22 protein-coding genes and 1 tRNA gene are annotated in these 23,914 nt (G+C 60.1%); 13 read left to right on the top strand and 10 right to left on the bottom strand.

Annotated features, from left to right (window positions below; translation table 11 throughout):
- The 4 genes from mutT to ACQZ6F_RS21355 all read right to left on the bottom strand — a co-directional run bounded on the left by mutT (position 1) and on the right by ACQZ6F_RS21355 (position 3,540).
- Positions 1–414, bottom strand: coding sequence for an 8-oxo-dGTP diphosphatase MutT (gene mutT, locus ACQZ6F_RS21370; RefSeq protein WP_449093726.1), 414 nt, complete (start codon positions 412–414; stop codon positions 1–3).
- Positions 411–1,190, bottom strand: coding sequence for a GNAT family N-acetyltransferase (locus ACQZ6F_RS21365; RefSeq protein WP_449093727.1), 780 nt, complete (start codon positions 1,188–1,190; stop codon positions 411–413). The genes mutT and ACQZ6F_RS21365 overlap by 4 nt, the downstream gene beginning before the upstream one ends.
- Before the next feature lie 10 nt (positions 1,191–1,200).
- On the bottom strand, positions 1,201–2,442 hold the full coding sequence (argJ, locus tag ACQZ6F_RS21360; RefSeq protein ID WP_449093728.1) for a bifunctional glutamate N-acetyltransferase/amino-acid acetyltransferase ArgJ: 1,242 nt from the start codon (positions 2,440–2,442) through the stop codon (positions 1,201–1,203).
- 174 nt (positions 2,443–2,616) lie between these two features.
- Positions 2,617–3,540, bottom strand: coding sequence for a peptidylprolyl isomerase (locus tag ACQZ6F_RS21355; RefSeq protein WP_449093729.1), 924 nt, complete (start codon positions 3,538–3,540; stop codon positions 2,617–2,619).
- Between the two features lie 245 nt (positions 3,541–3,785).
- Here ACQZ6F_RS21355 and secA point away from each other — a divergent pair, with 245 nt between their 5' ends.
- The 3 genes from secA (at position 3,786) to ACQZ6F_RS21340 (ending at position 9,374) form a co-directional block, all read left to right on the top strand.
- Positions 3,786–6,506 (top strand): preprotein translocase subunit SecA, encoded by a 2,721-nt coding sequence (gene secA, locus ACQZ6F_RS21350; protein WP_077471728.1) that lies wholly within the window; start codon positions 3,786–3,788, stop codon positions 6,504–6,506.
- A gap of 165 nt (positions 6,507–6,671) precedes the next feature.
- Positions 6,672–8,099 (top strand): oligosaccharide flippase family protein, encoded by a 1,428-nt coding sequence (locus ACQZ6F_RS21345; RefSeq protein WP_449093730.1) that lies wholly within the window; start codon positions 6,672–6,674, stop codon positions 8,097–8,099.
- 3 nt (positions 8,100–8,102) lie between these two features.
- Positions 8,103–9,374, top strand: a complete 1,272-nt coding sequence (locus tag ACQZ6F_RS21340) for a GNAT family N-acetyltransferase (RefSeq protein WP_449093731.1) — start codon at positions 8,103–8,105, stop codon at positions 9,372–9,374.
- Here ACQZ6F_RS21340 and ACQZ6F_RS21335 read toward each other — a convergent pair.
- Positions 9,361–11,001 carry an AMP-binding protein gene (locus ACQZ6F_RS21335; protein WP_449093732.1) on the bottom strand — a complete coding sequence of 547 codons (1,641 nt, stop codon included), beginning with the start codon at positions 10,999–11,001 and terminating at the stop codon, positions 9,361–9,363. The genes ACQZ6F_RS21340 and ACQZ6F_RS21335 overlap by 14 nt on opposite strands.
- Positions 11,002–11,107: 106 nt before the next feature.
- The gene (gene lepB / locus ACQZ6F_RS21330; protein WP_449093733.1) at positions 11,108–11,980 is read right to left on the bottom strand and encodes a signal peptidase I; all 873 of its coding nucleotides are present in this window, start codon (positions 11,978–11,980) and stop codon (positions 11,108–11,110) included.
- A 324-nt stretch (positions 11,981–12,304) separates the two neighbouring features.
- Between lepB and ACQZ6F_RS21325 the strand changes: the two genes are divergently transcribed.
- Positions 12,305–13,285: an aldo/keto reductase gene (locus ACQZ6F_RS21325; protein ID WP_449093734.1), complete on the top strand. Its 981-nt coding sequence runs from the start codon at positions 12,305–12,307 to the stop codon at positions 13,283–13,285.
- A 179-nt stretch (positions 13,286–13,464) separates the two neighbouring features.
- Positions 13,465–14,259, top strand: a complete 795-nt coding sequence (locus ACQZ6F_RS21320) for a class I SAM-dependent methyltransferase (RefSeq protein ID WP_449093735.1) — start codon at positions 13,465–13,467, stop codon at positions 14,257–14,259.
- Positions 14,260–14,269: 10 nt separating this feature from the next.
- Here ACQZ6F_RS21320 and ACQZ6F_RS21315 read toward each other — a convergent pair whose 3' ends face one another.
- A complete protein-coding gene (locus ACQZ6F_RS21315; protein ID WP_449093736.1) occupies positions 14,270–14,857 on the bottom strand; it encodes a TetR/AcrR family transcriptional regulator in 588 nt (195 codons plus the stop codon).
- A gap of 235 nt (positions 14,858–15,092) precedes the next feature.
- On the opposite strand from ACQZ6F_RS21315, the gene ACQZ6F_RS21310 reads away from it, so the two are divergent.
- The 7 genes from ACQZ6F_RS21310 (at position 15,093) to ACQZ6F_RS21280 (ending at position 20,463) form a co-directional block, all read left to right on the top strand.
- Entirely contained in the window at positions 15,093–16,391 is a 1,299-nt protein-coding gene (locus ACQZ6F_RS21310) for an MFS transporter (RefSeq protein WP_077471734.1), read from the top strand.
- 140 nt (positions 16,392–16,531) lie between these two features.
- Positions 16,532–16,616: transfer RNA gene (locus ACQZ6F_RS21305), tRNA-Leu, on the top strand.
- A 359-nt stretch (positions 16,617–16,975) separates the two neighbouring features.
- Complete coding sequence (locus ACQZ6F_RS21300) at positions 16,976–17,332, top strand: DUF6693 family protein (RefSeq protein ID WP_449093737.1); 357 nt, start codon at positions 16,976–16,978, stop codon at positions 17,330–17,332.
- 229 nt (positions 17,333–17,561) lie between these two features.
- Positions 17,562–18,557, top strand: coding sequence for an OmpA family protein (locus tag ACQZ6F_RS21295; protein ID WP_449093738.1), 996 nt, complete (start codon positions 17,562–17,564; stop codon positions 18,555–18,557).
- A 387-nt stretch (positions 18,558–18,944) separates the two neighbouring features.
- Positions 18,945–19,112 carry a hypothetical protein gene (locus tag ACQZ6F_RS21290; RefSeq protein ID WP_169055364.1) on the top strand — a complete coding sequence of 56 codons (168 nt, stop codon included), beginning with the start codon at positions 18,945–18,947 and terminating at the stop codon, positions 19,110–19,112.
- 227 nt (positions 19,113–19,339) lie between these two features.
- Complete coding sequence (locus tag ACQZ6F_RS21285; RefSeq protein ID WP_077471736.1) at positions 19,340–19,933, top strand: YqaA family protein; 594 nt, start codon at positions 19,340–19,342, stop codon at positions 19,931–19,933.
- A 17-nt stretch (positions 19,934–19,950) separates the two neighbouring features.
- Positions 19,951–20,463 (top strand): disulfide bond formation protein B, encoded by a 513-nt coding sequence (locus ACQZ6F_RS21280; protein ID WP_077471737.1) that lies wholly within the window; start codon positions 19,951–19,953, stop codon positions 20,461–20,463.
- Positions 20,464–20,729: 266 nt separating this feature from the next.
- On the opposite strand, the gene ACQZ6F_RS21275 is transcribed toward ACQZ6F_RS21280, so the two are convergent.
- Together ACQZ6F_RS21275 and ACQZ6F_RS21270 are read right to left on the bottom strand one after the other, a co-directional pair.
- Positions 20,730–21,287 carry an HNH endonuclease gene (locus ACQZ6F_RS21275; protein WP_068389162.1) on the bottom strand — a complete coding sequence of 186 codons (558 nt, stop codon included), beginning with the start codon at positions 21,285–21,287 and terminating at the stop codon, positions 20,730–20,732.
- Between the two features lie 111 nt (positions 21,288–21,398).
- Positions 21,399–22,043 (bottom strand): DNA-3-methyladenine glycosylase family protein, encoded by a 645-nt coding sequence (locus ACQZ6F_RS21270; protein ID WP_449093739.1) that lies wholly within the window; start codon positions 22,041–22,043, stop codon positions 21,399–21,401.
- A 43-nt stretch (positions 22,044–22,086) separates the two neighbouring features.
- Here ACQZ6F_RS21270 and gluQRS point away from each other — a divergent pair, with 43 nt between their 5' ends.
- A complete protein-coding gene (gluQRS, locus tag ACQZ6F_RS21265; RefSeq protein WP_449093740.1) occupies positions 22,087–22,968 on the top strand; it encodes a tRNA glutamyl-Q(34) synthetase GluQRS in 882 nt (293 codons plus the stop codon).
- Here gluQRS and ACQZ6F_RS21260 read toward each other — a convergent pair.
- A complete protein-coding gene (locus tag ACQZ6F_RS21260) occupies positions 22,933–23,871 on the bottom strand; it encodes a YihY/virulence factor BrkB family protein (RefSeq protein WP_174072386.1) in 939 nt (312 codons plus the stop codon). The two genes, gluQRS and ACQZ6F_RS21260, sit on opposite strands and share 36 nt — an antisense overlap.
- Positions 23,872–23,914: the final 43 nt, after the last annotated feature.

Below are 23,914 nucleotides of genomic sequence, written 5' to 3'. Positions count from 1 at the left end.
TTACAGCAGATCTTGCAAGAAGGGGATCAACGGCTCGTCGGCCGGCGGCATCGGGTAGTCGCGCAGGGCCTGCGGCCGCACCCACTTCAGCGCCTGCCCTTCCCGACCATGCGGGATGCCTTCGTAACGCCGGCAGATGTAGAGCGGCATCAGCAGATGGAAGGTTTCATAGGTGTGGCTGGCGAAAGTCAGCGGCGCCAGGCAAGCAATCTTGGTCTGGATACCGAGCTCTTCCTCAAGCTCGCGCACCAATGTCTCCTCCGGCGTCTCGCCGGCCTCGACCTTGCCGCCTGGAAACTCCCAGAGGCCGGCCAGCGACTTGCCCTCGGGGCGTTGCGCGAGAAGGATGCGGCCATCCGTATCGATGAGCGCGCAGGCAGCAACGAGAATGATCTTGCGGCCGGCCTCGCTCATGCTTCCTCCGAGGAACGCCAGTAGCAGTAGCGATAGGCCTCGCGAAATCCGAAACGCTCGTAAAGCGCCAGAGCGGGTGCGTTGTCGGCGCCCACCTGAAGCCAAGCCGTCTTGGCGCTGCGCATCCGCGCCCAGCGCAGGGCCGAGGTCAGGATCTCCGCACCCAGCCCCTTGCGCCGATGCTGCGGCGAGACCGCAACCGACATGATGCCGGCAAGATCATTGTCCTGCACGCAGAGCGTCGTCGCCACCGGCCCGGCATCATCATTCTCGATGACGAAAAGGCCGGAAGGCGGCTTGATGCTGCTGACCACTTCCGCCAGCGCGGGCTTCAATGCAGGATCGGCCGCGTCGACCAACAGACTGGCATCGACGTAACGGCCGACATCGTGGCTCGGCAGATGGTCCAGCATGTCAGGCAGTTCGAGGTCGATCAGATCGGCGGTCATAACAAGCGTTTCTTCAAACCGCGTCCAGCCGCGCCCACGCAGCAGATCGATGAATTGTGGCGAGGCAAGCGGCGTTTCGCGCACAACCATCGGCCTGCCATAGGCTTCGAACTTGCGCTGCGCCTTCGTCAGCCGGATTTCGAGATCGCGATGATCGGAAGGATCGAGCGGCACCACCGAATTGAGCCGCTTGGAAGGGTGACCCGCCGTCAGCCGAACTTGCCAGCTGCCGTCATACTGCACGGATGAGGCAGGCCAGGCCCGAAAGCCAACGGCTTCGAGCCTGCGCACCAGCGGCAGCTTGTTTATCGTGGACTGCGCATGCATCAGCTAGGTATCAGCTCCGATAGTCGCCATTGATGGCAACATATTCCTTAGTGAGGTCGCAGGTCCAGACCGTCGCGCGGCCATTGCCGAGGCCGAGATCGACCTTCACGGGGATATCCTGCTGTTTCATCACGTTCGAGGCCGCTTCTTCGGAATAGGAAGCGTCGCGCTCGCCGTTGACGGCAACGCGGACATCGCCGAACCAGATGGCAAGCTTGTCGCGATCGGCCATTTCGCCGGCCTTGCCGACCGCCATGACGATGCGACCCCAGTTGGCGTCTTCGCCGGCAGCCGCGGTCTTGACCAGCGGCGAATTGGCGATCGAAAGCGCGATGCGCTTGGCGGCGCTATCATTCTCGGCACCGGTCACGGTGATCTCGAGCATTTTGGTGGCACCCTCGCCGTCACGGACGACCTGGATCGCAAGATCCTTGAGGAGTTCGTTGAGCGCTATGCGGAAAGCCGCAAGCTTCGGATCGCTGGCGCTGTCGATATGCTCCTGTCCGTCAGCCGAGGCGGCGCCGGTGGCAAACAGCATCAGGGTATCCGAGGTCGAGGTATCGCTGTCGACCGTCATGGAATTGAAGCTCGGGCCGACGCCTTCGGACAGCAGCGTTTGCAGTGCGGAAGACGAAATATCCGCATCCGTGACGACGAAGGAAAGCATCGTCGCCATATCAGGCGCGATCATGCCGGCACCCTTGGCGATGCCGTTGATGGTAACCTTGACGCCACCGATCTCGGCGCTGCGGGTCGCGACCTTCGGATAAGTATCCGTCGTCATGATCGCTTTTGCCGCTTCGAACCAGAAATCGCTGACAGCATCCTTGGCCATCGTGTCGAGCACGCCGGCAAACTTGGTCGCGTCCAGGGGCTCGCCGATCACGCCTGTCGAGGCGAGGTAGACTTCGTTTTCACCGCAGCCGACAGCGGCGGCGGCAGATTTGGCGGTCAGTTCTGTCGCCTGGCGGCCCTTCAACCCGGTAAAGGCATTGGCATTGCCGGAATTGACGACAACGGCGCGGGCGCTGCCATGCGCCAGGTTCGTCCGGCAAAAATCGACAGGAGCCGAAGGGCATTTCGAGCGGGTGAACACGCCGGCGACGGCTGCGGGCTTATCGAAAACCATCAGCAGGACGTCGGTCCGGTTCTTGTACTTGATACCGGCAGACGCCGTGGTCATGCGAACGCCGCGAAGGGCCGGCATGGAAACGAAGCTTTTGGGAGCGAGTGGAGAAACGGAACCGGACATGAGAGCCACCTGAACGAGCATGATGCCGAAAAGTGTAGGCGGTTTTCGGACAACATCATGCTCTGCTTCTTTGATTCTGGAGCGGATTCAGATTTTAGGTCAATGCGACCTAAAATCATCCGGCTCCAGTGAAGGGCCCGGAAAACCGGGCCCTGATTGCTTGACTGCTATCAATTACTGCTGCGGCTGCGTGTCGGGCGCTGCCGCACCGTCGGCAGGAGCGATGGCGTCATCCGCCGGTGCCGCATCCTGCTGCTTCTGCGCGTCTTCATAGGCCTTGCTGAGCGCCGGGTCGCTGATGGCAACCTTGCTGTCCTGCTTGGCCTTGTTCAGAAGCTCAAGATACTTGTCGCGCATGACGAGCTGACGAACCTGGTCCTTGACCTGGTCGAACGGCGGTGGCGGAGCAACGCGCTTGTCTTCGACCTTGATGACGTGCCAGCCGAAATCGCTCTTGACCGGGGTCTTCGTGTAGGTGCCGACCGGCAGGGCAAAGGCAGCGTCTTCGAATTCCTTGACCATGCGGCCATGGCCGAAATAGCCGAGATCGCCGCCGTCAGCCTTGTTCGGGTCGGTGGACTTTTCCTTGGCAAGTTCTGCGAAGTCCTTGCCGCCATCGAGCTCCTTGATGACTGCCTTGGCTTCATCCTCGGTTTTCACCAGGATGTGACGGGCATGCACTTCTTCCTGCTTCGGAAGTGCGGCGACTTCCTTGTCGTAGCGAGCCTTGACTTCGGCATCCGTGATGGCGTCGGCAACATGCGCCTTGAAATAGGCATTGTGCAGCTCGCGGTCACGCAGATAGGCCATGTGAGCCTGGAAATCCGGCGTCTGGTCGAGCTTCTCGGCAGCAGCCTTCTGCGAAAGCAGCTTCACATCGATCGAAGCGGAAAGCGCGGCGACCTTCTTCTGATCGTCCGGCAGCTGACCGAGCTGCGGATCGAGATTGGCGATCGCCAGATCGAGTTCGGACTGATGGATTTCGACATCGCCGACCTTGGCGACAACCGCATCCTTGGCGTCAGCCGCAAAAACCGGCCCGTGGAAGGTAAAGACTGTTGCGAAAGCAACCGCAGCAAGTTTGTTGTACTTCAACATAAAATAACCCTTCGGTGATCTCGACCGGCTCGATAGATATGATTCCGGCGTGAAAAAGCCTTCAGCAGGAGAATGTGGCCTTTGTGTATCGGCCAAATCCCGTTGACATCAATCGACCCCCCTCTTATCTGTCACGCAACCTCGCGTCCAGAACAGTTTCCGGCCGTTTTGTGCTATACTCCCGTTTTTTTGGGAATGGATAAAGCAGGGAACGGCCGGATGAAATCTCAGAAAGGACCAGTGACATGGTCAGCCTAGGTGGAATTGCCCGCAAGTTGTTCGGCTCGTCCAACGACCGTCGCGTTAAGTCGTTCCAGCCGAATGTCGTTGCCATCAACGCTCTCGAACAAGAGATGCGTGCGCTGTCCGACGAAGCTTTGGCCGCCAAGACGGTTGAGTTCCGCCAGCAGCTCGCCGATGGCAAGACCCTCGACGACCTCCTCGTTCCCGCCTTCGCGGTGGCCCGTGAGGCTTCGCGCCGCGTTCTCGGCATGCGACCATTTGACGTACAGCTCGTCGGCGGCATGATCCTTCATTCCAACGCCATCGCCGAAATGAAGACCGGTGAAGGCAAGACGCTGGTCGGAACGCTGCCGGTCTATCTGAACGCGCTTGCCGGCAAGGGCGTTCATGTCGTCACGGTCAACGACTACTTGGCACAGCGCGACAGCGCCACCATGGGTCGTCTCTATGAATTCCTCGGCATGCGCACCGGCGTCATCGTTCACGGCCTGTCCGATGACGAACGCCGCGAAGCCTATGCCTGCGACATCACCTACGGCACCAACAACGAGCTCGGCTTCGACTATCTGCGCGACAATATGAAATATGACCGCGCCCAGATGGTTCAGCGCGGCCACAGCTTTGCCATCGTCGACGAAGTGGACTCGATCCTGGTCGACGAAGCCCGTACGCCGCTGATCATTTCCGGCCCGCTCGACGACCGTTCCGATCTCTACATCACGATCGACGCCTTCATCCCCGGCCTGACCAAGGATGACTACGAGATCGACGAAAAGCAGCGCTCGGCCAATTTCTCCGAAGAAGGCACCGAGAAGCTGGAAAACATGCTGACCGAAGCCGGCCTGTTGAAGGGTGAATCGCTTTACGACGTCGAGAACGTCGCGATCGTTCACCACATCAACAATGCGCTCAAGGCTCACAAGCTCTTCCAGCGCGACAAGGACTATATCGTCCGCAACGATGAAGTCGTCATCATCGACGAATTCACCGGCCGCATGATGCCGGGCCGCCGCTATTCGGATGGCCAGCACCAGGCTCTGGAAGCCAAGGAACGGGTACAGATCCAGCCGGAAAACCAGACGCTGGCGCAGATCACCTTCCAGAATTATTTCCGCATGTACGGCAAGCTTGCCGGCATGACCGGTACGGCGGCGACAGAAGCCGAAGAATTCGGCAACATCTACGGCCTCGACGTGATCGAAGTGCCGACCAACCTGCCGATCCAGCGTATCGACGAGGACGACGAGGTCTATCGTACGCATGAAGAGAAATTCAAGGCGATCATCGCCGAGATCCTCGATGCGCATAAGCGTGATCAGCCGGTGCTCGTCGGCACGACTTCGATCGAAAAGTCAGAGCTCCTCGCCGATCTCATGCGCAAGCAGGGCTTCAACAACTTCCAGGTTCTGAACGCCCGCTACCATGAACAGGAAGCCTATATCGTCGCCCAGGCCGGCGTTCCCGGCGCGGTAACGATCGCCACCAACATGGCAGGCCGCGGCACCGACATCCAGCTCGGCGGCAACCTCGAAATGCGCGTCGAGCGCGATCTGCACGACGTCGAGCCCGGTCCGGAACGCGATGCTGCGATCGCCCGGATTGCCGAGGAAATCAAGGTACTCAAGCAGCGGTCGATTGCCGCCGGCGGCCTCTACGTCATCGCCAGCGAACGCCATGAAAGCCGCCGCATCGACAACCAGCTGCGCGGCCGTTCCGGCCGTCAGGGTGACCCGGGCCGCTCGAAATTCTACCTTTCGCTCCAGGACGACCTGATGCGCATCTTCGGCTCCGACCGTATGGACGGCATGCTGCAGAAGCTCGGTCTCAAGGAAGGCGAAGCCATCGTCCATCCCTGGATCAACAAGGCGCTGGAACGTGCGCAGAAGAAGGTCGAAGCCCGCAATTTCGATATCCGCAAGAACGTTCTGAAGTATGACGACGTGCTGAACGACCAGCGCAAGGTCATCTTCGAGCAGCGCGTCGAGCTGATGGATGCAACCGATCTCACCGAAACCGTCGGCGACATGCGCCATGACGTCATCGAGGATCTGGTTTCCAAGCACATTCCCGAGCGCGCCTATGCGGAGCAGTGGGATGCCGACGGCTTGAACGCGGGGGTCGTCAACTTCTTCGACCTCGACCTGCCGATCCACGACTGGGTCAAGGAAGAGGGCATCGGAGAGGACGACATCCGGGCTCGCCTGACCGAAGCGGCTGAAAAGGCTGCTGCCGAAAAGGCCGAGCGCTTCGGCCCAGAGATCATGACCTATGTCGAGCGGTCCATCGTATTGCAAACGCTGGATAATCTCTGGCGCGAACATATCGTCAACCTCGACCACCTGCGCTCGGTCATCGGCTTCCGCGGCTATGCCCAGCGCGATCCGCTGCAGGAATACAAGGCGGAAGCTTTCGAGCTGTTCCAGTCCCTGTTGAACAACCTGCGCCAGGCCGTCACCGGTCAGCTGTCGCGCGTCGAACTCGTACAGCAGCCGGCCGAGCCGGAGACGCCGCCGATGCAGGGTCGTCACATCGACGCCACCACGGGCGAAGATGAATTCGCCCCTCTGAATTTCGTAAGCGAGAACTTCGTGTCTCCGGAAAGTCGCGATCCGCAAAATCCGGCAACCTGGGGTCGCATCGGTCGCAACGAAGCCTGCCCATGCGGCTCCGGCAAGAAATACAAGCATTGTCACGGTGCATTCGAGAGCACGGAAGTCGTCTGAGGCTTCGTTCTTTTTGCTAGATCAATAGGATGCCGCCTCCGGGCGGCATTTTTTATTGCAGCAGCGGGCCGTCCCCTATGTTGTTTTCGAAGGTTCGCAAGAACCTATTCTTAACCCTCCTCTGCCAAAACTATCGTGAGGTTCGGATCATATTAAAAGTATTGCGTGTTGATCATGGCGGTCTTTCAAACAGCGGAGAGAATGCTGCCGTCCGCATTGCGGACCGCGCTATCGCCATATCTGCGCAAACTTGCCAGCCTCTTTACCGGCAATGATGAAAAGGCCGTCTCCCAGCGCATGGCGCTGATCGCCTTCACCATCCGGATTGCCGGCGCAGCCCTCGCCTTCCTGTCGCAGATCATCCTTGCCCGGCTGATGGGCAGATTTGAATATGGCGTCTTCGTCTTCGTCTGGGTGCTGATGATCCTGTTCGGCAATCTTGCCTGCCTCGGCTTCCCGACAGCCATCATCCGTTTTCTGCCGCTCTACGATGCCAACGGCAATCATGATGCCGTCCGCGGCCTGAATGCCACGGCACGTCTGTTTGTCGTTGCCGTCTCCGGCACATTGGCGCTGATCGGCGCGGCCCTCGTCTATGCTTTCAGCGGCGCGATCGAGCACTATTACATCATGCCGATCTTCCTTGGCCTCATTGCCGTGCCGATGATAGCACTTGGGGACGTGCTCGACGGTACGGCGCGCGCCCGGCATTGGCCGGTCATGGCCTTGAGCCCGACCTTCCTGATCCGCCCGACGCTGATACTGCTCTTCATGATCGGCGCCGTCCTTGCCGGCGCACCTCGAGATGCCGTCACCGCCATGACGGCGGCACTGGCCGGCGCCTTCACCAGCGTCTTGCTGCAATACTTGGTCGTCTCGCTGCGCTTGCGCCGCCATTACCCGAGCGGCGCAAAAACCATCGAGTTCAACGTCTGGCTCGCCGTTGCCTTTCCGATATTTCTGGTGGAAGGCGTCGGATATCTCCTCACCAACGCCGATGTCATCGTCGTCGGGATCTTCCTCGATCCGGAGGAAGTGGCCGTCTATTTCGCCGCCGCTAAGACCATGGCGCTGGTTCACTTCGTCTATTTCGCCGTCAAAGCCGCCATCGGCCCGCGCTTCGCAACCATTATCGCGGAAAACGACCGCAGCAAGCTTGCCGCCTTCGCCACCGAAGCCACACGCTGGACCTTCTTTCCAGCACTTGCCGTCGGCCTTGCGGTGCTCGCCGCCGGCGAATTCCTGCTTTCGCTTTTCGGTGCCGCCTTCACCGGTGGCCAGGTGGTCATGGCCATTCTCCTCGCCGGCATTCTCGTCAAGGCGCTGGTCGGCCCCGCCGAAGTGCTGCTGACCATGGCCGACAAGCAGATGCTCTGCGTCTATCTCTATGCCGTCACGCTCGTCGCCAATATCGGGCTGAACATCATCCTCATCCCGCATTTCGGCATCGAAGGCGCGGCCATTGCCGGCGCCGGTGCCATGGCGGTCGAGGCCTTGCTGCTGCATCTCGCCGTACGCCATGCGCTCGGCATCACGCTCTTCGCACTCATCCGCCGTCCGACGGCGCCACCAGCAACGAACGGGGCTCTCTAGACCATGACGCGCCCGCCCTATACCGAAACGACGGACAGCCAGGTGAATGCACTGACGCATACGCTCGCAGCGCTGCATTTCGACACGCCGAAGGCCGAGGCCAGGGTCGAGGTCGGCCGGGCCGGACGTGAGCTCTGCCTCTATCCCGGCAAACTCGGCTATGAGCTGCAGGACGAACTGGATTTTCTTTCCAACCGCGCCATGGAGCCGAATGTCTTCTTTTCGGGCCGCTTCCTGGCGCCGGCCATGCCGCGCCTTGAGGATCGCCAGGTTCGTCTGGCGCTGATGCGCGACAACAACGGCACGCGCAGCCGCATGCGCCTGCTGATGCCCTTCACGGTTGACAAGCCCGGCTTTGCGATCGGCCCGTCGATCATCCGCGTCTGGTCGAATTCCTTCGGTCCGCTCGGCACGCCGCTGGTCGATGCCGAGGACGCTGGCGAAACGCTCGACAATCTCTTCGAAGGACTGGCGAACCACGACCTGCGCCTTCCCACAGCGCTGGTGCTGCCGGACGTTCGCCTGAACGGCCGCTTCGCACAGATGGCCAAGATCGTCGCCATCGGCCGCAACCTGCCCATCACCGTGGCAAACACCTTCCAGCGTCCCATGCTCCACAGCAACGAGGATGCGATCGCCTATCTCAAGCGAACGATCTCCAATGCCCATCTGCGCGAAATGCGCCGGCAATGGCGGCTGCTGGAAACGCAGGGCGATGTCGCCTACAACGTCGCCCGCCAACCTCGCGACATCCACGCGCGCATGGAAGAATATCTGACGCTCGAAGCGAGTGGCTGGAAGGGCAAGAAGCGCAGCGCGCTGGTCACCGATCGCCACCATGCCGCCTTTGCCCGCGAGGCGATCTCCAACCTCGCGGCCGTCGATGCCGTCCGTATCCACACCATCGACCTCAACGGCAAGGCCATCGCCTCGATGATCGTGCTGATCATGGGCGGCGAGGCCTATACCTGGAAGACGGCCTATGACGAGGCCTATGCCCGTTATTCGCCGGGCAAACTGCTGATGGGTGAGCTGACGGAATGGCATCTGGACGATGCAAACGTCGTCCGCTCCGACTCCTGCGCGGTCGCCGATCATCCGATCATGAGCCGCTTCTGGCACGAGCGCGAAGACATGGGCACGCTGATCATCGGCCTGACGCAGAACGGCGACCGCGATGTCCGGCAGATCGCCGCGCAACTGCATATGTATCGCAGCACCCGCAACATGGCGAAACTGCTGCGCGAAAAGATCCTGTCGCTTACGAAGCGTTGATTTCGGAAGCTGCCCGCTCTCGCAGCAGACGGCGGATCACCTTGCCCGATGTCGTCAGCGGCAGGGCATCGACGAATTCGATCTCGCGCGGATATTCATGCATGGAAAGCCGCGTCTTCACCCAATCACGGATCTCGGCGGCCAGCGCCTCACTCGGCTCGTGGCCGGGAACTAGGACGACATAGGCCCGGACGATTTCGGTGCGCACCGCATCCGGCTTGCCCACCGCCGCGGCAAGCTGCACGGCCGGGTGACCGCTCAGGCAATCCTCGATCTCGCTCGGGCCGATGCGATAGCCGGAAGACGTGATGACATCATCGTCGCGGCCGACGAAGGAAATATAGCCCTCCGCATCCTGCCGCCCGATATCGCCTGTCAGCAACCAGTCGCCGGCGAACTTCGCCTCGGTCGCCTTCTCATCCTGCCAATAGCCGAGGAACATCACGGGATCGGGCCGCTTGATCGCGATCTGCCCGCTTTCCCCCAGGGCCACCTCGACGCCATCGGCATCGACGACCGCGACCCGATGGCCGGGCACCGGCTTGCCCGTCGCGCCGGGGCGGCTGACACCGAAGGCGGCACTGGAGGACAGCACGAAATTGCATTCCGTCTGGCCGAAGAACTCGTTGACGTTGATGTCGAGCACTGAGCGCGCCCATTCGAAGGTCTCGCGGCCGAGCGCCTCGCCGGCCGAACCGATGCTGCGCAGTCTCAGATCATAATGCGCCCGGGGATTGTCGACCGCCTTCAGCAGCCGCAGCGCTGTCGGCGGGATAAAGGCATTGCGCACGCCCATCTCCGCCATGATGCGGAATGCCATATGCGGATCGAACTTCTGCGCCGGGGAAGACACGACGGGCACGCCAAGCATCAAGCTCGGCAGCAATGCGTTCAAGAGGCCACCTGCCCAGGCCCAGTCGGATGGCGTCCAGAGCCTGTCACCGGCCTGCGGAAAGCCCTCATGGGCGAACTGCATGCCGGGAATGTGCCCCGGCAGGACGCGATGGCCGTGCAGAGCGCCCTTCGGCGGCCCTGTCGTGCCCGAAGTGAAGATCATCAATGCCGGATCGTCGGGACCGGTATCGGCTATCTCGAAAAGCGACGGATACGCGGCCACCAGATCGGCAAAACCTGAGACCCCATCCTCCGCACCGTCGATGCTGATCACGCGCGCCAGATCCGGCAGCTGGTCCCGGATCGGCCGCAATCGCTCAAGGCCGAAGCGGTTGGTGACGATCACCGATGCACCCGAGACCTTCAGCCGATACTCCAGCGCCTCGGCGCCAAACAGCAACGCCAGCGGCAGCGCGATCGCTCCCATCTTGTAGATCGCCACATGGGCGATGACCGTTTCGAAGCTCTGCGGCAGCAACAGCGCCACCCGGTCACCGGCACGCACGCCAAGCGCCGTCAGCGCATTGGCGAATGCCGCCGAGCAATCCCGCAACTGGCCATAGGTCATGGAAAGGTGATTGCCGTCCGGATTGAAATGCTGCAGGCAGATCCGGTCCGGCTCACCTTCGGCCCAGGCATCGCAAACGGCATGCCCAATGTTGAATTTCGCCGGAATCTCCCAACGAAAATCACGATAGAGGGCTTCATAAGTATCACGCGGGGGCAATTTCATGCGGAATATCCGGAAAAATGGTGCGGTGCAGCTAACACCTCCGGAGCAGGCTATTCAAGAAAACAATTGGAATTGCCGCTATTCATACGGAAAGGCGACCGCCAGCCTAATGTACGAGGATCCAGCCAGTCTTCACTCCATCGCGGCGGAATAGCAACCAGACCTTGCCATAGATGTTCGCCTCCGGCACAAACCCCACCTCGAACCGGCTGTCGTTGGAATTATCGCGATTGTCACCCATGACGAAATAATGTCCCCCGGGCACGATGTATTCACGGGTATTGTCTCCTCGCGAATCTATTGAGATATCGAGAGTCTGGTAGCGGGCGCCGTTGTCCAGTACCTCGCCGAAAACGGGGAGCTCGCCGGGCTGCATATCGTAGTTCGACACGATCGTACCCTCGGCGTCGCGAGGCACGGCCTTTCCGTTGATGAAGACGATCCCAGCCTTCATCTGAATGTGATCGCCAGGCAATCCCATGACGCGTTCTGCGTAATCGATTTCCGGTTGCGGAGGGAGCGCCAACACAACGACATCTCCCCGCTTTGGCTGCGCACCGAATAACTTCAGGGGTATCCAACCGGGACGATATGGGAAAGAGTAACGCCCATAGCCATAGTGGAATTTGGTCACAAGTGCGTAGTCGCCCGGTATCAACGTCGGCATCATGGAACCGGCCGGTATGGTGAACGGCTGAACGACGAATGTGCGAATAGCAAAAGCGAAGCACAGAGGAGCGAACCAAAAAAGAAGCGCAATATTGTACCAACGCGAAAACCACGGATATCGCCCACCATAGAGACTGGCATGGGCAGCGACATAACCGTGGAAACACCCGATCAGATTGATGCAAACGAAAACAATCCCGACAGCCTGTGCCGGCGTGAAATGGGGAAACAAGATGTTCAGGGAAAAGACGGCGAGATTGGCGATTAACAAATAGCCGACAGCCAAACGAGCTTTGCCGAGATAGGCCATGACGATCGCAGGCCCGAAAATAAGACCGATGATAGCGGCAGCGAAGGGACGGCGGTTACGGAAGAATTGGAAAAAACGCATAAGAACTCGCCGATTGATTGGGCTTCCAGTCGTACACAACCTGTCGCGACCCTCAAATGAGTTGTCACCACAATCCCCACAAATCACAGCTCGATTTATTTGGCGCCGACTCTAAGCCTGTTGTAAATTATCGATCTGCACGACAGCGTTTCGCTCCGCTAATCTGCTGTCGATCACACATTCGTTCGCCCCTCGGCGGCGGAGCGCTCTTGCGCCGGATACTCGAACGGACGGAGAATATCGATGGAATACGTGAAGCTTGGCAGAACCGGTCTTGAGGTCTCTCGCATCTGCTTGGGATGCATGACCTATGGCGACCCCAACCAAGGCACCCATGCGTGGTCACTGAATGAAGAGAGCAGCCGCCCACTGCTGCGGCAGGCGATCGAGGCCGGCATCAATTTCCTCGATACGGCCAACACCTATTCCAACGGCTCGTCGGAGGAAATCGTCGGCCGCGCCATCAAGGATTTCGCCCGCCGCGACGACATCGTGCTTGCCACCAAGGTCTTCAACCGCATGCGTCCGGGCCCGAACGGCGCTGGACTGTCTCGCAAGGCGATCTTCGACGAGATCGACAACAGCCTGCGCCGTCTCGGCACCGACTATGTCGACCTCTACCAGATCCACCGCTGGGATTACACGACACCGATCGAGGAAACGCTGGAGGCGCTCCACGATGTCGTCAAGGCCGGCAAGGCCCGCTATATCGGCGCGTCGTCGATGCATGCCTGGCAATTCGCCAAGGCGATCTACACCTCGCGCCTCAACGGCTGGACCGAATTCGTCAGCATGCAGGACCATCTGAACCTGCTCTACCGCGAGGAAGAGCGCGAGATGCTGCCCTTCTGCGAGGACCAGAAGATCGCCGTCATCCCCTGGAGCCCGCTTGCCCGCGGCCGCCTCACCCGCGATTGGGACGAAGCGACCGCACGCACGCAATCCGACGAATTCGGCAAGACGCTCTACACCCAGGCTGTCGACGCCGATCATAAGATCGTCGATGCGGTCGGCACCATCGCCAAGGCCCGCGGCATCGCCCGCGCACAGGTCGCAACCGCCTGGATCCTGCAGAAGAGCGCCGTTACCGCCCCGATCATCGGCGCCTCGAAGCCTGGCCACATCACCGATGCTGTCGCTTCCCTGGCCGTCAAATTAACGCCGGAGGAAATCGAGACGCTGGAAGCACCTTATATCCCGCATGGCGTTGCTGGCTTTAAGTGACCGGAGCTTTTGGAGCTGGTCAGGCGCATTCACCGTTGCAGCATCGGACTTGCCCGGCCCCCTCACCCCAGCCCTCCGAAGCCAATGACCCCGCGGCAAATCGCGCAAAAGTGACTTCACGAACGGGTCACAGTTGAGGCTTAACAGATCGAGGTTCCTAGCCCCGAGGATGATATCCGATGACCACAGTTCCCTTCATAGCGCGGCGCTTTCAATCGACTGCGGCCTATTACCTGCGCTACCGCATCCCCTATCCGGACAGGCTGATTGACCGCGTCGCCGAGCGCAGTGGCTTGAAAGCCGGCGATCATGTGCTCGACCTTGGCTGCGGCCCCGGCCAGCTCGGCATCGCCTTCGCCCGGCTGCAGGGCGCAACCGTCATCGCCATGGATCCGGAGCCGGAAATGCTTGCCGCCGCCGAAGCCGGCGCTCAGGATGCCGGCGTCGACATCACCGTCAAGCAGGGCTCGTCCTACGATCTCGGACCTGAAATCGGCAAGCTGCACCTCTGCGTCATGGGCCGCTCATTCCATTGGATGGACAGGCCGGCAACGCTTGAAGCACTGGACAGGCTGATCGAGCCGGGCGGCGCGGTCGTGCTTTTCCACGACAAGAGCATTTTGGCGGAGCCGGATTGGCGCGGGATCGTCGAGCCGCTGGCCGAAACCTATTCGCCGGAACGCAATGCCGACCGCCTGCTGCGCAAGAGCAAGGCCTGGGCGCCGCATGAAGCCATGCTGCTGGCCTCGCCCTTCCGCAATATCGAACGCATCGGCGTCGTCACGGAATATACGAGGGATATCGAGGATATCGTCGGCCGCGTCTTCTCCATGTCGTCGACCTCGCCACAGGCGCTGGGCGACAAGGCCGCCGATTTCGAAGCCGCCTTGCGGGCAGAACTGCTTGCCGCCGCACCCGACGGCAAGTTCAAGGAGATCGTCGAGGCAAACGGGCTGCTCGCCTTCCGCGACTAAAAAGGATCGATCAATCCTTGTCGCTGCCCGGCGGAGGCGTCAGCTCCTGCCGGGTTGCCGACAGGAATTCGTGTGAGAGCGCCGTATCGTCCATTGCGCGCGCCAGGATGACGGCGCCAACCATGGCCGAAAGGCTGGCGAAGGCCCGACGGCGCCGGTCCTCCGCCGTCTCGCCCGGAACGATATCTTCAAGGACTTCGACCAGCCCCATCAGGCCGCCGGTAAAGGTCGATTGCATTTCCGGGCCATGACGGCTGACCTCCTGGGTCAGCGAGGCGAAAACGCAGCCTGTCGCATGCTCCACGACGTTGCGATGCGAGAGATAATGGGCGAGCAGCGCCTCTAGTGGCTGATCCGGCGAACTCGCCGCCACTTCCTTCCAGCGCTCGAGCGAGCGCGATACCAGCGCCTTGCTGGCCTCGCTAGCCAGCTCGTCCTTCGATTCGAAATGGCCGTAGAAACCGCCATGCGTCAGGCCGGCCGCCTTCATGATCTCGGCGACACCGATGCCGTCAAAACCCTTTTCGCGAAAAAGCTCCCCTGCAACCGAAAGAATCTTCTCGCGGTTCTCGGCAAATTTTTCCCGGCTCACTCTCATCAAAAAACTCCATCAGAGCTTCAATAAATCTGTATTGACAATTTATATGATGACCATCATGAATATGCAACAAATATGATCGCTATCATCTAAACGCCTTTACACAAACGTTCAAGCCGGAAGAGCGGCCTGGCGCTACAAGCGAAACGGTACCCCTGGCCTTTCGCGATTAAGCGCTTTCATCGCCCCTCCGCTCCTGATGCCAAGATTAAGAAACTCTATTGGAACGCACCCCATGGTCTCGACTGCTCTTGCTTCGACGCTCGCCCGGCGCAACATCCATTACGGATGGGTCGTCGTCGGCGCCACCTTCCTCACCATGCTCGTCACCGCGGGCGCCATGGGCGCACCCGGCGTGCTCATCAAGCCGCTGGAGGACGAGTTCGGCTGGAGCACGTCGTCCATTTCCTCGGCACTCGCCGTCCGGCTGTTGCTATTCGGCCTGATGGGACCCTTCGCCGCCGCCTTCATGAATTATTTCGGCGTCCGCAAGGTCATCGTCTTCGCGCTTGCGACCATCAGCGTCGGCTTCATCGGCTCATTGTTCATGACGCAGGTTTGGCAGTTGCTGCTTTGCTGGGGCATCATCGTCGGCTTCGGCACCGGCCTCACCGCCATGGTGCTGGCGGCGACCGTCTCGACACGCTGGTTCACCAAGCATCGCGGCCTCGTCATCGGCATGCTGTCGGCCAGCTCCGCAACCGGGCAGCTCGTGTTTCTGCCGCTGATGGCCGAGCTGACGACGCGCTACGGCTGGCGCACCACCGTCATCTTCGTCTGCGGCATGATCGTCGTTGCCGCCCTCATCGTGCTGCTTTTGATGCGCGACCGCCCTTCGGACGTCAACCTGCCGCTGGTCGGTGAGATCCACGTCACACCGCCGCCGCCGGCCACCAAGAACCTGAAGGCCGCGCTCGCCTCGCCGCTGTCGATCCTGAGAGAGGTGTCCACCACCTCCACTTTCTGGATCCTGTTCGCCACCTTCTTCATCTGCGGCCTGTCGACCAACGGCCTGATCCAGACGCATTTCGTCACGCTCTGCGGCGATTTCGGCATCGTGCCGGTCGCAGCCGCCAGCGTACTCGCCGTCATGGGCATCTTCGATTTCTTCGGCACGATCGGCTCCGGCTGGCTCTCCGACCGCTTCGACAATCGCTGGCTGCTCTTCTGGTATTACGGCCTGCGCGGCCTGTCGCTGGTCTACCTGCCCTTCAGCGACTTCACCTTCTACGGCCTGTCGATTTTCGCGGTCTTCTACGGCCTCGACTGGATCGCCACCGTGCCGCCGACCGTCAAGATCGCCGCCGACCGTTTCGGCCGCGAAAAGGCCGGCCTCGTCTTCGGCTGGGTCTTTGCCGGCCACCAGCTGGGCGCCGCCACCGCCGCCTATGGTGCCGGCCTGACGCGCACCGAGCTCAACACCTACCTGCCAGCCTTCTTCGTCGCCGGCGCCTTCTGCCTGCTCGCCGCGATCCTGGCGATCACCCTGCAAAAGTCCGGCTCCACCACCAAGGGCCCGGCCCTGGCGCACTGAGATTAGAAAGCAAAAGCCCATGGCGTCATCAACGCCATGGGCCAAACCGCAACCCTGCGGAAACACTCGCAATATGTGCCGAACCCGGCTTGCGCGCCCCGCCGATCACATGCTAGACAGCCGCCTCGTCATGATCCGTTGCCCCATTGGCGGAATTGGTAGACGCGCTCGACTCAAAATCGAGTTTCGAAAGAAGTGCTGGTTCGACTCCGGCATGGGGCACCATCAATCACCAGCATGATCGCCGCCGCTACCAGCATTGCTCCAACAGCAGGTGCTGCCTCGGCGGGAATCTAAAGCTCGATCTGCGCGCGTCATTTTGACGGCGGCGCGAATACCGTCGCATTGCGAAATATATGAAGGCGATTCTTAAACGCCATATTGGATCGCGCCTGGTTCACCTTCCATTGCACTCAACATGCCGGGATATGGTTCACCCATGCCAATCCCGAAGTAGAAAATATTTATAAATACCACTTTTACGCGATTTTCGATAATGGTATGCACCATTCCGGAATAGCGTTTTTCATTGCATCTATCGAACCTGACCTAAGCATCCGCTAGTATTTTGAAAGGTGAATAAATTGTCCGAAATCACTGTAGCCACGACTCGCATCGGCCGACTGAGATGCACATTCAGCATAGTTGAAGCGATCGGCAGCGTCGTTCTCCGGATCATATTGACGATCGTCACGCTCGGCCTGGCCCTGATCGTATTTCCCTATTACCTTAACCGGACTGTCCTGAATAAAACCGAACTGCTGGATGGTTCCGGTCGCCCAATCGGTCGTTTTAACTGCACCTTCAATATTGGTCACTCGATAGGACACGTCATTCTTTGGGCCATTCTGATCATCGTGACCCTTGGTCTTGCCAGCTTCCTGTATGTCTATCGGGTCATCCGCGTCGTGCTCAATGAGACGCGCGTCGAGTATTATTGAGGCAGGCGCCTCCGGGGCTGCGTTAAAACCGAGGCGAGGCCACCGCGGTTGATCCAAGCCCCGAAACCCCCGCACCTGTCAACCAAACGCGCCGGCAATGCCATTTCCTGTACCTCATTTCCCATATTGCGAGATGCACTTTACGCCCCTATAAAGCAATCGCGACATCGGGTGGCCTGGCGCATTTGGATCGCCGATGACGCGTCACTCTGTCATTTTGGGGGTAATCATGACATCGAAACTCTTAAGCGGGGTCTTCGCGGCCATCGTGTTGACGGCGGTTTCCGTCTCGTCATCGGTCTTCGCTGCCGACAAGGCGGGCTGCAAGGATTTTCCCGGCATCAAGCGCTTCGAAGGTTCATCGATCGAGCTGTGCGATGGGCGCAACTTCGCGGAATACACCTTGCCGACGGGAAAATGGGTCAAGAACGAGGATGATCCGGACAAGTCTGGCTTTGCCAGCAAGGAAGAGCTGGAAGGTCGCCTGGCGCAGAACGTCTACTCCGTTCCTGCCGGACCGTCCTCGGCCGAGGTGTTCCGCAACTACCTGAACGATCTGCAGTCCGCAGGCTACAAGATCCTGTTTCAGGCAAAGCAGGAGGATACCAGCCGGCTGGAAGATGTCTTCGGAGAAAAGGGCCCCGGCGGCCAGCTTTTCGGCTTCAGTCCTGACGAGGCACGCTATGTGGCTGCCGTGAAGGAAGAAGGCGGCGCCAAGACCTATCTCGCGCTTTATGTGATTGAATTCGAAGACGGCTATGTGCCGGAATTCGAAGCGGTCAAGGGCCAGGTCTATGTTCGTCTCGACACGCTGCAGGTCGGCGAGCTGAAAAACCAGATGGTTCTGGTCACGGCGTCTGACATCAACAAGGCGCTCGATACCTCGGGCAAGGTGCTACTCTACGGCATTCACTTCGACTTCAACAAGGCGGTGATCAAGCCGGACTCGCGTCCAAGCCTCGATGAAATCGGCAAATTCTTGAAGGATCAGCCGAACGAGAAGCTCTCCGTGGTCGGCTACACCGACAATATCGGCGGCGCCGATTTCAACCTGAAACTGTCGAGGGAACGGGCAGACGCTGTCGTCGCCGATCTGGTCAGCACCTATGGTGTTGCGCAGGATCGTCTCAAGGCAAGCGGCGAAGGCCTGCAGTCGCCCGTGGCACCGAACGACAATGAAGAGGGACGCGCAAAGAACCGCCGCGTGGAGCTCCATCGACAGTAGCATCCGCTCACTGGATAGCAAGACAGGCAAAGGCGGCTCACAGCCGCCTTTTTCTTTGGCCTTGCGTCCCGAATCGATCCGGCACCAACTTCATTCGAGCCGTCGCATCGATTGCGACGATCTTTGCTAGAGCTAATATGGATGCACTCACATCCGAAAAATAAAAATTCCCTATTTTTAATAATATATGAAATTTTTCTAAAACTATGTGATATGGTGGCCATCTCTTAGAAAATAATTATAACAAGGAGTTGAGATGGAAAATTCTCTTTTCATCATCAGTGGCCGCAGGTTTGCGTTGTTATTGATAGAGACGTCCGTCCTGATGGCCGGAATCGCGGCCGTCCTCATGGTTAGCCTTCCAACACTCCACCTGGGGGTGTGATCATGACCAAACATCGGAAACTGTTCATCTCTCCGATCCGCGAGAAGACCGACACGGTGTTCCGGGAGATCACCAGCGGCAACGTGGCGGCGCGACTTGAAAAGTCCGGACTTCTCAAAGCTCTCAGGATCGAGCGAGGCCGCCCCATCCGTCCGCAGACCAAACGCTGAACCTGAGCATGGGCAACACGCTCCATCGCCGAGAATTGTGATGTATCCAGGCTGTGCGCAATGTGAGCCAGCCTGAGCAACCATCCGTCAATCCGTTAGCAAAATAGGCGTTTTGAGGCCCCACCATCACGAAAAATTTTGATTTTGTGCGGGTTCCGTCAGCCAGCGACCATTTACAGCCATAATCCTGCCCCCTAAAGGTTTGCAACGCAGCAATAGGGGGCCGCATGCTTCGAAGACTTTACGACTGGACCATGTCGCTTGCCGGCCGCAAATCGGCGGAAATCTGGTTGGCCGTTATTGCCTTCGTCGAGAGTTCCGTCTTCCTCGTCCCGGCGGACGTGCTGTTCCTGCCGATGTCGCTAGCAAGGCCCGAGCGCGCCTGGCGCTATGCGCTGACGGCGACGGTCGCTTCCGTGCTCGGCGGCATTGCAGGCTGGGCACTCGGCTATTACGCCTTCGAGGCCATTGCCAAGCCGATCCTGGAATTCTACGGCAAGCTCGACGCCTTCAACCAGATGAGCGCCGGCGTTACCTATGAATGGGTTCTGTTGCTGCTGGTCACATCCGGCCTGGCGCATCTGCCGCCGATCAAGGTGGTGACGATCCTATCCGGCGTCGCCCATATCGATCTCGGCCTCTTCATCATCTCGGCCATCGTCGCCCGCGGCGCCCGCTTCTTCCTGCTGGCCTTCCTGCTGCGCCGCTATGGCGAATCCATCCGCCACTTCATCGAAAAGCGCCTCGGCCAGATCGCAATGGCCGCCGCTGCCATACTCATTGCCCTCTACGGCATCTTCCATTTTGCCCTGGCAAGTTGACCAAGGAGCCCCCGCGCATGTCCACGACTTCGACCTCTTCCCGCGCCGGCCTCGGCTATAGCGCTCTCCTGACGATCGGCATGATCATCGTCATCGGCACGGCGCTCGGCTTCCAGCATATCGGCGGCTACATACCCTGCGCGCTCTGCCTCGACCAGCGCCAGCCCTATTACTATGGCATCCCGGTCGCCATCATCGCCGCGCTGACGGCAGTTGCCGGCCTGCCGTCCTGGATCACCCGCGGACTGCTGATCATCGCTGGCCTGATGATGGTTGTCGGCGGCGGTATCGGCGTCTATCACGCCGGCGTGGAATGGCACTTCTGGGCAGGCCCGACGACCTGCTCGACAACAGCCAGCAGCATGACACAGAATGCCGGTGACCTCCTGAACGAACTCTCGACCATCAAGGGTCCCTCCTGCACGGAAGCAGCGCTGCGCGTCCTCGGTCTGTCGATGGCCGGATGGAACGTCATCGCCAGCGTCATCCTGGCTGCGATCGCCTTTGTTGGTGCGAAGAAGGCTGGCTGATCTGGGCCAAACGGCGGCATCTCTCACATGTTGCGCCTCTGATACCCCCTCTGTCCCTTTCGGGACATCTCCTCCACATGGGGGGAGATCGTTAGGAGTATGCCGCTCGCACTCGTAAGACTGTAGGCTGCAATTTCAGCAGATCCGATGTCTGCTTGAGGCGGGAGAGCACCGCGAGTTACCCGATCTCCCCCATGTGGGGGAGATGTCCCGAAAGGGACAGAGGTGGTGCTGCACTCCCCTCGTGCAAGATCGCCAGGATGATCTTACGGCTGCAATTCCGAATCCCAGTAGAGATAGTCGAGCCAGCTGTCGTGCAGGTAGTTCGGCGGGAAGAGCCGGCCGTTATTGTGCAGATCCTGCACCGTCGGCTGGTATGGCTTCTGCGCCGGGAACATGCCGGCCTGCTTCGGCAGCTTGCTGCCCTTGCGCAGGTTGCACGGTGAGCAGGCCGCGACCACGTTCTCCCAGGTCGTCTCGCCGCCATGGGCGCGCGGGATGACGTGGTCGAAGGTCAGGTCGTCATGCGCGCCGCAATACTGGCATTCAAACCGGTCACGTAGGAACACGTTGAACCGAGTGAAGGCGGGATTACGGGATGGCTGCACATATGTCTTGAGGCAAACGACGCTCGGCAGTCGCATCGAGAAGCTCGGTGACGACACTGAGTGATCGTATTCCGCAATGATATTCACACGGTCAAGGAAGACCGCCTTGATCGCGTCCTGCCAGGACCAGAGCGACAAGGGATAGTAACTCAGCGGCCTATAGTCAGCGTTCAGGACGAGCGCCGGCAAGGACTGCGGGGAGACTGCAATCGTCAAGGAACCCTCCTGATCGATTCGGCATCTGCACCTGTATATTAGGCCGGTTGTTACAGGATTGTGAAGTCGAATAAATTCAGTACGTAAAGGCGAATCCACAAGAGCTGCTGATTAAACTATAGGCAGCGCATCTCGCCGTGTTTTCGCGGCATAATAAGCCCAGAAAAGCCGGGCCGCAACGGAGCGCCAGGGCGCCCAAACCGCGGCTTCCCGGGCCAAAGCCTTGGCGAGCGGCCTTTCTGCATGGCCGAAAGCCATGCCGACCGCGGCCTGCAGCGCCACGTCGCCGACCGGAAACACATCTGCGTGACCGCAGCAAAACATCATGTAGACCTCAGCCGTCCAGGGCCCGATTCCCTTGATCGCCATCAGCTCGGACAGCGCTTTCTCAGGTGATTCGGCGCTAAGCGCATGCAAATCAAGACCGCCTCCGACGACGGCATCCGCCACGCGCGCCAAAGTGTCGTGCTTGATTCGCGACAGGCCGAAGCTTCGCCATGCCTCCGGCTCCAGGCCGGCATAGCCCTCGGCGGTCACCTCCCCCATCCCGGCGATCATCTTCCCCCAGATCGCATCGGCACTGGCGCGGGACACGACTTGCGAAACGATGATATGGGCGAGCCCCTCGAAGCCCGCTTGACGCAGACGCAGGGGTATGGCCCCCGCCTCTGCGGCAACGGGACGCAGGCGCGGATCAAGCTCCAGCAGGGCCGCCAACCCACGTTCGATGTCGCCCTCGTCTCGAATGATCTGCATGGTGTCTCGTAGTCCCCGGTTCAAATTCGTGGCAGAAGAAAGCATGATCGAGATTCCCCGTCAAAAGCCGAAATTCCGCTTTGCCCCAAGCCCGAATGGCCCGCTGCACCTTGGTCATGCACTGTCGGCCATTCTGAATTACGACATGGCGGCGCGGACTGGCGGTGATTTCCTGCTGCGCATCGAAGACATAGATCTGGCCCGCTGCACACCCGATTTCGAAGCCGGCATTCATGCCGACCTCGCCTGGCTCGGCCTTCATTGGCGGGAGCCGGTGCGCCGGCAGTCCGAACATTTCCCGGCCTACCAGGAGACACTGCAAACACTCATCGAGCGCAGCCTCGTCTACCCCGCCTTTCTGACACGCGGCGAGGTCAAGGCGAAGGTCGCAACCTTCGAGGCAAGCGGAAAGCCATGGCCGCGCGATCCAGATGGTACGCCGCTTTATCCGTCCGACGATCGAGAGCGCAGTGATGCGGAGCAGCAGCGCCTGCTCGCAACGGGCATGAAACATGCCTGGCGTCTCGACATGCAAAAGGCAATGACAGCCGTGGGCGGGCCGCTCCATTGGCAGGAAAGCGGCGATGGAGGGAAAGGCGATATCCTGGCCGACCCCGCAGCCTGGGGCGATGTCGTGCTGTCGCGCTCCGATGCGCCGTCGAGCTACCATCTGTCTGTCGTCGTCGATGATGCGGCGCAGGGCATTACCCATGTCGTGCGCGGGCTCGACCTCTTCCACGCAACCTCGATCCATCGTCTGCTGCAGACCCTGCTTAACCTGCCCGAACCGCTCTATCATCATCACCGCCTGGTGCTGGACGATAACGGCCGCAAGCTTTCCAAGAGCCTGGGCGATACCGGCATCGCCGAGTGGCGCCGGCGAGGCCTGTCACCGGCGGAGCTTCGCTGCCGCATCGGCCTCTGATTCGGCAAGCACTTCTTCCGAGGGTGTCTCTTCCGCCGGGCGGCTCGCCGTCTTCCCGAACAGCAGGCGCCGCACCCGGAATTTCATCAGCGCCGCATTGATCTCGGCCCCCATGATGAAGATCACCGCCAGCATATAGAGGAAAATGAGCACGATCATCACGGACGCCAGGCCGGCATAGGTGGCGGTGTAGTTGGCGAAGGTCGAGAGATAATAGGCAAAGAGCAGTGCGCCGATCGACCAGAAAACCAGCGTCAGTATGACGCCGGGAATGACGTCGAGCAGACGACGCCGGCCGGCCGCTAGCCACAGATGCAGGATCAGCAACCCCGCCACCAATAGGAAAATCGTGCCGTAGATTCGCCAGCTGAAGACGATCTCGAGAATATCTGCGAGCGCCGGCAGCCATTGCCGGGTGTAGTTCAGTGCCAGCGGCACGGCGACCAGCAGGATGCTGAGAATCGCAAAGATTAACACGGCGATCAGCACATAGCCGAGGCTGGCGAGACGATTGAAATACCAGGGCCGCGTTTCCAGCACGCGATAGGCGCGGTTCAGCGATATGCGCAGCGCCTCGACGCCATTCGAGGCGAAGTAGGCGGCCGCCAGCACCGAGATGGTCAAAAGGCCGCCGCGCGGGATGGTCAGCACCTGCACCACCTGATCGGCCAGAGGCTTGGCGATCGCCTCCGGCCAGGTATCGAAGATGAGATGCACGGCCGTCGACGAAAACTGGCTGGCGCCGAGGAAGCTCGCAAGCGCCGTGCCGAAGATCAGGAAAGGGAAGACCGCAAGCAGCGTCGAAAGCGCTACATGGCTTGCCATGGCAAACCCGTCATCTTCGACGAAATGGTACACCGCGTCGTAAATTACCTTGTAAACCGTCCGCAGGACTGTCGGCATTCCATCTCCGCTTGACGTCGGCTTCATCCGCCGGTTGTCGATT

The sequence above is a fragment of the Rhizobium sp. A22-96 genome (assembly GCF_053521805.1).
This window is presented reverse-complemented; position numbering and strand designations above follow the sequence as displayed.

Excerpts from the sequence above, each read along its gene's own strand:
- mutT (WP_449093726.1), bottom strand. The coding sequence starts at position 414 with ATGAGCGAGGCCGGCCGCAAGATCATTCTCGTTGCTGCCTGCGCGCTC.
- ACQZ6F_RS21365 (WP_449093727.1), bottom strand. The coding sequence starts at position 1,190 with ATGCATGCGCAGTCCACGATAAACAAGCTGCCGCTGGTGCGCAGGCTC.
- argJ (WP_449093728.1), bottom strand. The coding sequence starts at position 2,442 with ATGTCCGGTTCCGTTTCTCCACTCGCTCCCAAAAGCTTCGTTTCCATG.
- ACQZ6F_RS21355 (WP_449093729.1), bottom strand. The coding sequence starts at position 3,540 with ATGTTGAAGTACAACAAACTTGCTGCGGTTGCTTTCGCAACAGTCTTT.
- secA (WP_077471728.1), top strand. The coding sequence starts at position 3,786 with ATGGTCAGCCTAGGTGGAATTGCCCGCAAGTTGTTCGGCTCGTCCAAC.
- ACQZ6F_RS21340 (WP_449093731.1), top strand. The coding sequence starts at position 8,103 with ATGACGCGCCCGCCCTATACCGAAACGACGGACAGCCAGGTGAATGCA.
- ACQZ6F_RS21335 (WP_449093732.1), bottom strand. The coding sequence starts at position 11,001 with ATGAAATTGCCCCCGCGTGATACTTATGAAGCCCTCTATCGTGATTTT.
- lepB (WP_449093733.1), bottom strand. The coding sequence starts at position 11,980 with ATGGCCTATCTCGGCAAAGCTCGTTTGGCTGTCGGCTATTTGTTAATC.
- ACQZ6F_RS21325 (WP_449093734.1), top strand. The coding sequence starts at position 12,305 with ATGGAATACGTGAAGCTTGGCAGAACCGGTCTTGAGGTCTCTCGCATC.
- ACQZ6F_RS21320 (WP_449093735.1), top strand. The coding sequence starts at position 13,465 with ATGACCACAGTTCCCTTCATAGCGCGGCGCTTTCAATCGACTGCGGCC.
- ACQZ6F_RS21315 (WP_449093736.1), bottom strand. The coding sequence starts at position 14,857 with ATGAGAGTGAGCCGGGAAAAATTTGCCGAGAACCGCGAGAAGATTCTT.
- ACQZ6F_RS21310 (WP_077471734.1), top strand. The coding sequence starts at position 15,093 with ATGGTCTCGACTGCTCTTGCTTCGACGCTCGCCCGGCGCAACATCCAT.
- ACQZ6F_RS21295 (WP_449093738.1), top strand. The coding sequence starts at position 17,562 with ATGACATCGAAACTCTTAAGCGGGGTCTTCGCGGCCATCGTGTTGACG.
- ACQZ6F_RS21290 (WP_169055364.1), top strand. The coding sequence starts at position 18,945 with ATGACCAAACATCGGAAACTGTTCATCTCTCCGATCCGCGAGAAGACC.
- ACQZ6F_RS21285 (WP_077471736.1), top strand. The coding sequence starts at position 19,340 with ATGCTTCGAAGACTTTACGACTGGACCATGTCGCTTGCCGGCCGCAAA.
- ACQZ6F_RS21280 (WP_077471737.1), top strand. The coding sequence starts at position 19,951 with ATGTCCACGACTTCGACCTCTTCCCGCGCCGGCCTCGGCTATAGCGCT.
- ACQZ6F_RS21270 (WP_449093739.1), bottom strand. The coding sequence starts at position 22,043 with ATGCAGATCATTCGAGACGAGGGCGACATCGAACGTGGGTTGGCGGCC.
- gluQRS (WP_449093740.1), top strand. The coding sequence starts at position 22,087 with ATGATCGAGATTCCCCGTCAAAAGCCGAAATTCCGCTTTGCCCCAAGC.
- ACQZ6F_RS21260 (WP_174072386.1), bottom strand. The coding sequence starts at position 23,871 with ATGCCGACAGTCCTGCGGACGGTTTACAAGGTAATTTACGACGCGGTG.